General features: G+C 56.1%; 3 protein-coding genes. All 3 read right to left on the reverse strand.

Annotated elements, in window-relative coordinates:
• Positions 1-108: 108 nt before the first annotated feature.
• On the reverse strand, positions 109-2616 hold the full coding sequence (locus EP867_RS18990; RefSeq protein ID WP_128491007.1) for an EAL domain-containing protein: 2508 nt from the start codon (positions 2614-2616) through the stop codon (positions 109-111).
• A gap of 572 nt (positions 2617-3188) precedes the next feature.
• Positions 3189-3689, reverse strand: coding sequence for a DUF3987 domain-containing protein (locus EP867_RS18995; protein ID WP_322099043.1), 501 nt, complete (start codon positions 3687-3689; stop codon positions 3189-3191).
• Positions 3690-3713: 24 nt separating this feature from the next.
• Positions 3714-3909, reverse strand: a 196-nt coding sequence (locus EP867_RS19000; protein WP_164888963.1) for an integrase core domain-containing protein, incomplete at its 5' end; no start/stop codon positions are given.

Genomic DNA, 3909 nt, shown 5'->3' on the forward strand with positions numbered 1-3909 from the left:
GACCCCGTAGCGCACAAGCGCACTGACGGGTGGCATCACGCCCATTTCAAGCCGCCGAGCCCCGACCCGCGACCGGAAAAGGTCAAAAATCGAGGTGCCCAACAGTTACTATTTTGATTTCACGTGGGTAGCCGGGGCTGGGTGTCCAAAAAGATATCCCTGTGCGTAATCACAGCCCCAGTCCCGTAGTTGCCTGGCTTCATCGTTGGTCTCGACCCCTTCGGCAACAGTGACCAGTCCAAGCGTTCGTGCCAGACCCAGCATCGCCTCGACGATCTCGCCTTTGTTCGCATCGGTGCCGAGCCCCGAGACGAAGGAACGGTCGATTTTGATTTCATCCACGGGGAGAGCTTTAAGGTGAATAAGCGAAGCATATCCGGTGCCAAAATCATCAAGAGCGATGCCAATGCCGCTTTGGCGTAAACGCATCAGACGCTCAATGGCGCCGTGGTTCAGCTGGTTCATCAGCACTCGTTCGGTGATCTCAAGCCTGATCGAATGTGGCGATACATTGTAGGTCTGAAGCAATCGCAGAAGGTTCTCGATAAAATGGCTTTCTGTAAGGTTTTCAGTGCTGACATTAATCGAAACCTGACCTTTTAATGGACCACCTGGCGAGAGCGGCCCCATATCTGCAACGATCTTCTCAGACATCCGAAGCCCAATGATGTCTGCGAGGTCGGGAGCGTCAAGCGCTTCCATTATAAGCCTGGGCGGCAGGATGCCGCGCTCGGGGTGGCGAATTCGCAAAAGCGCCTCATATCCGCGAACAACCCCTGATTTCATGTCCATGATCGGCTGATAAAACGGCTCAATCCAGTCTTCTCGCAGCGCAAGGCGGGCCAGTTCAAACGCTTCGCTGCGCCGGATCGCTGCGCTGCGAATGTTGTGGTCAAAGAGTCTGACGCCGCCTTTGGCGGCCTCTTTCACAGCGTAAAGGGCTATGTCCGCACGTTTAAAAAGTTCATCGGGGCTTTCATTAGGAGTGCCAAGTGCGCAGCCAATGCTTGGTCGGCATGCACGCGCTTTCCTGCTTCTCATCAATGACACTTCAAGCGCTCGCTCGATTGTGCGGGCCCGGGTCATAACGTCATCTTCGCTGCGGACATCGGGCAGGATGATCGCGAATTCATCCCCACCCAAGCGTGCAACGAATTCGCGGCCGGTTGCAAGTTTGAGGAGATGCCGGGCGAACAGACGCAGCACTGCATCGCCGGTTTTATGACCATAGCGGTCGTTGACCTGTTTAAAGTGGTCCATGTCCAGGACCAGGAGCCCCACCTGACCATCGCCGGACTGAAGGTGTGTTTTCAACTCAGCCGTGAAGCTGCGGCGATTGGGCAGGCCAGTCAGATCATCTTGATAAGCCTGCCTGCGCAGCGTTTCGGTAGCCATGTGCTTTTCATGGATGTCTTCGATCGTTCCGTACCATCGGATCACAGTGCCTGTCGCATCACAGCGCGCAGTCGCCTGAGTACGGACCCAGATGTAAGCTCCAGTCTGCAGTCTGAGTCGGTAATCGGCTGTAAACGGCCGTCCGGTTTCACGGGCAAGTTCCCAAGCCTGCATAACTTCGTCAATATCGTCTTCGTGCTGTGCCTGCCGCAGCCCCTGTAATATGGCTTCTTCCAGAGGTATGCCCGTCAACTCGGTCCAGCGGGGAGAAAGGCTCAGAAGTTTACCTGCCGGGTCCGCAGTCCAAGGGATCTGCGGGTTTTGCTCGACCGTATGGCGGTAATGTGCCTCGCTTTCGTGCAGAGCTTCCAGCATCCGCGCCCGCTCAATTGCCAAGGTCGCCAGACTGCGAAAGCGGGCAATCTCCTGCATCTCCCCGGCCGAGGGGGCGCGCGCTTCCCGAAAATAACAGCCGAAAGTTGCGATCACCTCTCCTTCTGCTGAAAAGATCGGCTGCGACCAACAGGACCGGAGCCCGAGGGGCAGGATCAGCTCACGAATACCTTCCCACAGCGGATCGCTGGCAATATCAGGGCAGATCACATCGCGCTTTGTGAAAGCTGCTGTCCCGCAGGAACCAACGCATGGCGAGATCGTGAGACCAACGAGTGATTGGCTGATCTGGTGGGGCAGATTGGGCGCATTGGCAGAGATGAATTGCCCAGTTTTTGCATCTACCTGGTTGATGCTACATGTCACGCCTGAAACCTGACGCTCAGCCGCCAGGCAGACCTCATCGAGAAGTTGCGACAGTTCTGTGCCAGAGGTCACGCGCTGCAAAATCGTCCCATGGGTTGCATCGCGTAGTTCAGCGCTTAACCACTCGTGAGCATCGAATGCGCAACCAACCCAGCTATCAGCACTGACCCGGCGGATTGAGGAAATATGCCGGTGATAGGTGCGATCTGCCGCTCGTATGCGAATGATCCGCTTCAATCCGTTAGTGTCGGCATCAACAAGGGGGAAGCGGGCACAAAGCATTGCCGCATCATCGGGGTGCACTGCCTCCCGCCAGCCGAGCCCCAGTGCCCCCTCGTGCGGCAGACCGGTGAAATCTGTCCACTGTGGGTTCATGAAAGTAACCCGCCCGTTCGAATCGAAAATCCACACCAGCCCCGGAAGCCCGCGTGTAAGCGCGTCAAAAAGCAGATTGTCACTCACCGCGGTTTCCCTAGCTCCGATCGCCGACTCCTTTAAGGATCAGCGATCTTTAAAATTGCCTCTGCTTCCAACTGTTGCAAACCGATACCGCACCTTGGAGCTTAAGAATATCCCAGTCCGAGCTTCAATTGAACCATCGTAATGCTCTGCGCCTGACAAGTCCTGTTGTAAGCTTTACGTACGAATTCTTGTTTCAGCGTGACGACTGACACAAGGGCGTGTTCGGAAGCAGGGCCGGATCTGAACTGGCCCCCATTTCGACCGGACACGTAAGCTGAGAACGGCGGTGCGAAATTCGACCACGGAAGCGGCGGCATGATGCGGCTGCGGGCGGCTTAAAAGTCGTCCAGTTTTCCCTTTCTGCGGTTGCAGGGAGGGCGTGGGGATTGTCACTTTTAAGAGCTTGAGATTCTTTTGAGCGGGTTAATGATAACGGATCCCTCTTCTTTAGGAAGCTCGCTTGCGCAGCAGCTACACCTGCTACGGCCGCTACAATACTTCAGTGTGTAGCGTCTGTATCAGGTGTAGCGCTCAGGGGAGTGCCAACTTGGCATGTGCGTGAAACGGTTTAGTCACTCGCCGACTATACGGTAGGCCTCCCGGCGGGCGCTTCCACGGATAACCGTCCCCGCTTCAAGCTGATGCAAATGGCCGGTCTTCACGAGCATACTGAGGGGGCCTCTCAGTGCTTTCGCATCACGCAGGAGGTTCGGGCCCAATTGCAGTATTTCACGGAGTGTAATTTCCTCGTGAGGCCAGCTTTCACCGAGCCATTTGCGAAGCCGTTCAGCTTTCGCTGTCTCCTCTGATACCTGTCCAGCCTCGGCCAGCCGACGAGCCTCACCCAAATAGAATCGCGCCAAGGATATGCCCAGTTCCATCGTCTGTGCGGTGACTTGCACGGTCTCCAGACTTTCCCACAAAGTTAGAACTCCGGCAATTCTGGCTGCTTGTTCACAAGCTTTAGAGGCATATGCACGGACGTGCGCCATGGCCTCCCCTGGGGCCTGTGCCGTCTCAATGGTCTCATAGAAGAGAGGTGGTCCGGGAATTTGGACCAGTTTGCCGCTCAGCTAAGCTCTAGCATGGGTTTCATGTCAGGCGGCGGCTTTCAGGTTCTGATCGGAGGTATCATAGGCCTCGGCTGGCGTCAGCAACCCGTGTGATGAGTGGGGGCGTTTTTCATTGTAATAGCTGATCCAGGCCCCGATCCCCTTGCGTGCCTCTGAACCAGTCTCGAAGGCATTCAGGTAGACGCATTCGTATTTGAGCGATCGCCACAGCCTTTCGATC

The organism is Falsigemmobacter intermedius (assembly GCF_004054105.1).
Classification (GTDB): Bacteria; Pseudomonadota; Alphaproteobacteria; order Rhodobacterales; family Rhodobacteraceae; genus Wagnerdoeblera; species Wagnerdoeblera intermedia.